5 protein-coding genes are annotated in these 6,368 nt (G+C 41.1%); 4 read left to right on the top strand and 1 reads right to left on the bottom strand.

Annotated features, from left to right (window positions below; all coding sequences use genetic code 11):
* The first annotated feature begins 346 nt into the window (after nucleotides 1-346).
* Together E5A76_RS13900 and E5A76_RS13895 are read left to right on the top strand one after the other, a co-directional pair.
* Nucleotides 347-1,012, top strand: coding sequence for a winged helix-turn-helix domain-containing protein (locus E5A76_RS13900; protein ID WP_161119282.1), 666 nt, complete (start codon nucleotides 347-349; stop codon nucleotides 1,010-1,012).
* The gene (locus E5A76_RS13895) at nucleotides 999-1,436 is read left to right on the top strand and encodes a hypothetical protein (protein ID WP_053988626.1); all 438 of its coding nucleotides are present in this window, start codon (nucleotides 999-1,001) and stop codon (nucleotides 1,434-1,436) included. The genes E5A76_RS13900 and E5A76_RS13895 overlap by 14 nt, the downstream gene beginning before the upstream one ends.
* Before the next feature lie 37 nt (nucleotides 1,437-1,473).
* Here E5A76_RS13895 and cueR read toward each other — a convergent pair whose 3' ends face one another.
* Nucleotides 1,474-1,869 (bottom strand): Cu(I)-responsive transcriptional regulator, encoded by a 396-nt coding sequence (gene cueR, locus E5A76_RS13890; RefSeq protein ID WP_107164826.1) that lies wholly within the window; start codon nucleotides 1,867-1,869, stop codon nucleotides 1,474-1,476.
* A gap of 119 nt (nucleotides 1,870-1,988) precedes the next feature.
* On the opposite strand from cueR, the gene E5A76_RS13885 reads away from it, so the two are divergent.
* Nucleotides 1,989-4,940 (top strand): copper-translocating P-type ATPase, encoded by a 2,952-nt coding sequence (locus E5A76_RS13885; RefSeq protein ID WP_161119281.1) that lies wholly within the window; start codon nucleotides 1,989-1,991, stop codon nucleotides 4,938-4,940.
* A gap of 198 nt (nucleotides 4,941-5,138) precedes the next feature.
* Nucleotides 5,139-6,035 carry a TraB/GumN family protein gene (locus E5A76_RS13880; RefSeq protein ID WP_161119280.1) on the top strand — a complete coding sequence of 299 codons (897 nt, stop codon included), beginning with the start codon at nucleotides 5,139-5,141 and terminating at the stop codon, nucleotides 6,033-6,035.
* Nucleotides 6,036-6,368: the final 333 nt, after the last annotated feature.

Here is a 6,368-nt window from a genome sequence, read left to right as displayed (position 1 = left end):
GTTCAAATTAAGTATCCTTAAACTGTATAAAAAACAATTCAAGGTTAATTTATCCACACAAATCCGCTCTCAATCGTTTTATTATCCCTTCCATAAATAAATTTTTTTGTTAGCATCAGCGCAGGCAATAAAGAAAAACAATGTTTTTTGTTTTTTCTGAAGCACTATACATGTTAGTGAATGCTTCATTAATGACTTGCCAATCGCTAAAAGAATCCACCTTATCTATAGCAATCTAAATATATAGATAAGTACATTTAGCACTATAAATAATAACAACGATAAAGATAACAAAAGGCACGGCCTAAACCGTATTGTCTTTTATTGATAGTGAATAGGTAACTCGATGATTATATATAAGCAGGGTAAAGATAGCTTTGAACCCCAAAAAAGCGCTTATTCTACACCTGAAACAACAACGAAACTAAGTGCTAGTGAAACAAAGATACTGCAATATTTAATCGATAATAGTGGCGAGATCATCAGCCGAGACAAATTATTAGAAATCGGCTGGCCTGATAAAGTTGTTGTGCCTAATTCATTAAACGTAGCTATCGCGAACCTGCGTAAGGCCTTTAAAACAAAAAATGAAATCATCATTACTATTAAAGGTGCTGGATTCACTATCGCTAAGAACACCTTTATCCAACATCAAATTCAACCAGAAGTCATGGTTGAAGCTGACTATATCGCGGAAGACACACCATCTTTAGCTTCAAACAATAAAGATGAAACAACAACGAACAAGCCTGATACTGATAACGATAATGTCGTTGTGATCACCCCATTGTCAAAAATGGCTAAATTTGGCTACGCCGCTTGTATTGTTGCGGTCCTAGCCTGGATTGGGTTATGGACAAGCAGCTGGCAATCGCCTCCTTGTGTATCCGTTAATAACCAGCAAATCTGTGGTAACATTGAACTGCTTAACTTAAATAAGTTACCTAAAGACTTGCCTGCCAAAGGCACGGTATTCATCGATTCAGCAGGTAAGCTACATGAAAAAAATTAAATACCTGATCATGGCATTGGTTGCTCTTATGCTATTTCCCATTATTAATGGCATGGGATGCGACTTTAACTATAAGTTAATAACACCAGGGCATGAGCAATTTGGCAGTTGTAAATTTGGTCAATACACCTTGATTGATTACCCAGATCCAGAGCAAGATAATGGCTATACCGTATTAAAAGGCATGTATTTTTATGCGTTTGGTAATGCTGCGATCTTAGTGACAAGTAATGAAGACCATACTAAGAAGATCACCGACTCTGCCATTGAGAGCTTAAATATGGTCAATAAACGTTTCTGGCATCAATTGTCGATAGAACGCTTAAATAAAGATGAATTAATCATGTATGGCTCGCATCCAAAGCCTAAATTACAAGTGATCCCATATGATGGCACGCTTGCAATGACAGACAGTGAGTCATAAATCACCAAAGCATAGGCGCTACTCCTGCAGCGCCTGCTTATTCTGCTTTCGTTAACCCTTCTAAAATCGGACACCTTGCCGTTTTATCCCCTGGACATTGCACCGTTAATGCTTCCAGTGTCTTCTTCATTTGCAGCAATTCATTAATTTTATTATCGATCTCTTTAAGTTTCTGCTGAGCTTTTTCTTTCACATCACGACTTTGACGGCCAGAATCTGTTGATAAAGCCAACAATTCTCGACATTCATCTAATGAAAAACCAATCATCCGTGAACGCTTAATCAGTAGTAGCTCCGCAATATGGTTTTGGTTGTAATAGCGGTAACCATTTGCGCCGCGCGGTGCAGGTGAAATGACCCCTTTGGCTTCATAGAATCGAATTGTTTTCGCTGATAAGCCTGTTTTTTCAGCAACTTCACTAATATTAATCATCTTTATCCCCTTACCTTACTTTTATTAGTATAAATAACAAAAACAGCCCTTGACCCTACAGTAACTAGAAGGTTTATTCTTAGCCTATTCTTTCTTATTTTAAGGCGTAAGGGCTCGCAATGAATACCATTACTCTCCCACTTGCTAACGTCCACTGCATGAATTGTGTAGGGAAAATCCGTTCTGCATTAGCACCATTGCCTGACTGCCAGATTGTCAATATCGATACCAAGCAAATCACGCTAACTAGCGATAGTCCACTTAAAGCCATTTACGAACAAATCAATACATTAGGCTATCAAATCGGCTTTCGTTATCAATTGCCACTATCAGGTCTATCTTGTGGTCGCTGTGTGGCAAAAGTTGAAAATACCTTCAGCCAACGTGATGATATCTTCAGCTATACCGTTACCAAACAACAAGCAGAGGTGACGGGCGCATTAAGTGAGCAAACACTTACTGACATCATTACATCACTAGGGTATCAGGTGGTATCAGAAGTCCCACAACCTGCTGCGCATACACTAACTTTTACGCTATCTGGGCTGTCTTGTGGTCGATGTGTCGAAAAGCTGACTGATAAACTTAATGAAGTAGGTAATATCGACATTCTTGAGCTCGATAAAACCCATGCCAAGCTCCTCACAACACACTCAGCTTCTGATGTGATTGCGATAATTACCGATGCGGGCTACCACGCAGAGCAACGTATTACATTTAATATGTCAACGCCAACCGCCTCCGATACAGTTAAAGAGACTGTTGAAATGGAGCCAAAGTTAACAGTAGAAGAAACGCAGTCTAAAGCGATAAAACCAACCGCTAACAACGTACAACAATTACTACTATCAGGCATGACTTGCGCAAGCTGTGTTGCGTCTGTTGAAAAAGCGATAAAACAGGTTGCTGGTGTAGAAAATGTTAATGTTAATTTGGCTGAGCGTACTGCTTTAGTCGCTGGTAATCCTAATATTGAACAAGTGATCCAAGCGGTTAAAGCGGCAGGTTATGATGCTGAATTGAGTGAAGATGAGCAAACCCGTCGTCAACGTCAGCAAGAGCAAAATACTCAAACCTTTAAAACTCATCTCAGAAATGCCTTTATTGCCCTTGGCTTAGGTATTCCTATGATGGCGTGGGGAATTTTTGGTGGCAGTATGATGATCGACTCAACCACCAGCCAATTTGCATGGGGATTCGTTGGGTTAATCACTTTATTGTTATTAGTTACTGTTGGTAAAGATTTTTATATCAATAGCTGGAAAGCCTTTAAACACCACCGTGCAACGATGGATACATTAGTTGCTCTTGGGACAGGCGCAGCTTGGCTATTTTCGATGTTAGTTGTAATTAAGCCTGACATGTTCCCAGTTGCAGCTCGTCATGTATATTTCGAAGCAACAGCCATGATTATCGGTTTGATCACCTTAGGTCATGCACTTGAAGCTCGTGCTCGTAGTCAAACATCGAAAGCATTAGAGCGTCTTATCGACCTACAACCTCAAACCGCCATTGTAGTTGAAGATGGGATCGAAACAGAGCGTCCATTGAGTGATGTTAAAAGCGATATGATCTTACGCCTTCGTCCTGGTGCGAAAGTGGCTGTTGATGGTGTTGTCATTGAAGGCAATACCTATATTGATGAATCCATGCTAACAGGTGAGCCATTAGCAGTACATAAACAAACTGGAGATAAAGTTCGAGCAGGTACCATTAACCAACAAGGCTCATTACTCTTTAAAGCAGAGCACATTGGTAGCGATACCATGTTGGCACGTATTATCCAGCTCGTTCGCCAAGCGCAAAGCAGTAAACCCGCTCTTGCACGTTTAGCCGATACTATTTCAAGTATCTTTGTTCCAAGCGTGATGATCATTGCCATAATTACCGCAATGGTTTGGTATTACTTTGGCCCTGCACCATCATCAGTGTATATGTTAGTTGCCGCAACTACCGTTCTGATCATCGCTTGTCCTTGTGCACTTGGCCTTGCAACGCCAATGTCTGTCACTGTCGGGGTTGGTCGTGCCGCTGAGTTAGGGATCTTAATTCGAGATGCTGAAGCAATGCAGCAAGCTGCGAATATCGATACTGTTGTATTAGATAAAACAGGTACGCTTACTGAAGGTAAACCACAAGTTGTAAACATTCATAGCTACAATAACTTAGACGAAGATCAGCTGCTACAACTGACGGCAAGTTTAGAGCAAGGCTCTGAGCATCCTTTAGCTAATGCTATTATTCAATCAGCAAAGCAAAAAGGATTAGCACTTGAGTCCGTCAGTGATTTTGTAGCAACAGCAGGTATGGGTGTCTCAGGTATCGTCAATGCGCAAGCAGTTATGCTGGGTAATGAAAAGCTCATGAATAAACACAATATCGAAATCAGTCAGGCACAAGATGATTTTGATCGTATTGCAGCACAAGGCGCAACACCGGTTTATTTAGCGCAAAACAATCAGTTAGTTGGCATTATTGGTATCAGTGATCCACTACGTAGCGACTCATTAAGTGCCGTAAAACGTATGCAAGAGATGGGCTTAACGGTGGTAATGCTAACAGGTGATAGCTATAAAACCGCGCAGGTTATTGCTAATAAACTAGGTATTAACGATGTGGTAGCTGACGTATTACCTGATGGTAAAGCGGCGCAAATCAAGCAGCTACAACAACAAGGTAAACGTGTTGCAATGGTAGGCGATGGTATCAATGACGCCCCTGCACTGGCGTTAGCTGAAGTGGGTATTGCGATGGGTAGCGGTACCGATGTAGCGATTGAAAGTGCGCAATTTACCTTAATGCGCCACTCCCTACATGGTGTCGCCGATGCGCTAGAACTATCAAAAGCAACTTTACGTAACATGAAGGAGAACCTATTTGGTGCCTTTATTTACAACAGCTTAGGTATTCCAGTTGCAGCTGGTGTGCTCTACCCAATTACGGGTGCATTATTAAGCCCTGTGATTGCAGGAGCTGCAATGGCGTTATCTTCCATTACCGTAGTAACCAATGCCAATCGCTTACGTTTATTTAAACCAAGCTATCAACCTCAAGTAACAGAGGAGAAATAATGATGTTTTTATTACTTGGTATTGCCGCTATCGCATTTATTGTTTGGTGGTTCTGGCTTCATCCTAGCCTTCGCCAATCAAACTAAGCAAGTTGCTTAATCAGATCAAAGGCTACTTCGGTAGCCTTCTTTTTTATTACGTCGCCTAATAATTTTGTTATAACTAAAGCAGTGCTTATTTTTAGGAGCTCGATAACAAATGTTTAAATCCTTGCTTTCCAAAGCATTACTACTTCTTCCTTTTATCTCTCATCACGCATTAGCAGAGCCCATTGTTTGGAAGATCTATGATAATCATCGCCAATTTTATGTGTTAGGATCGATTCATGCGGGCGAACAAGACATGTTCCCATTACCTCAAGCCTTTTTATCGCAGTGGAAAAAAGCCGATGCGCTCATAGTGGAAGCCAATATTCTTCAGCCTACCACCACACCAACAGAGCAAAATAATAAGCCGCCTTATACTCAAGAAACACTAAATACTGAGCAGTTAGCAAAGCTTAAAACTATCGCCGAGTCTCTCTCGCTACCTTATAAACTGCTCACAAGTCAGCCTCCTTGGCTAACAGCGACTTACCTTCAATTAACGCTAGCTAAACAGCTAAATCTATCAACAGATCAAGGTATTGATTACGTTTTATTAAAACGAGCAGAAGAACAGCATATTCCGATCAAATCATTAGAAAGTGTGGAGTATCAATTAAGCTTGCTACAAAACCTACCACACAACGGTAATGTCATGTTGGTTGAAACCATTGCCCACTGGCAACAAACTAAAGCCTCTTTACAGTGTCTCGTGGATGTTTGGAAACAAGGTGACAGTGAAAAATTTAAAACGTTATTTAATGACACCCAATATGATCCAGAAACCAATGAAGCATTGATCTTTGCTCGCAATCGTCATTGGGCTGAAACCTTAACGTTATCACCAGATTATCAATCAGGACGTTTTATGGTTGTTGTCGGTGCATTTCATTTAATTGGTGAGCAAGGACTGCCTGCATTAATGAAAAAAGCAGGCTTTAAGGTCGAAAGGATCACAAAAGGCGCAACCGCACAATGTGAAGATTGGGAAGGCATCACAAGCTCTTCGTAGCTTAATACTTATTAACCCAGAGCTGCGATGCACTACCAAACTGCCTATTCAATAAAATATGATAGATGCAAAAAATCCCCGTCTTTCGACGAGGCTTCTTAATTAGTGGTCAGTGAAGAGCAGGTTTTGAATAGATCAGGAACCCCCGCCCCTCTGGTCCGCTATTGACCCAGAGCTGCGATGCGCTACCAAACCGCTTATTCAATAAAATATAACTGACACAAAAAAAGCCCCGTCTTTCGACGAGGCTTCTTAATAAGTGGTCGGTGAAGAGGGATTCGAACCCCCGACCCTCTGGTCCCAAACCAGATGCGCTACCAAACTGCGCTATTC

This window comes from Photobacterium lucens, assembly GCF_009873615.1.
Taxonomy (GTDB): Bacteria; Pseudomonadota; Gammaproteobacteria; order Enterobacterales; family Vibrionaceae; genus Photobacterium; species Photobacterium lucens.
Note: the sequence above shows the minus strand (reverse complement) of the source record. Positions and strands in the feature narration are given on the sequence as shown.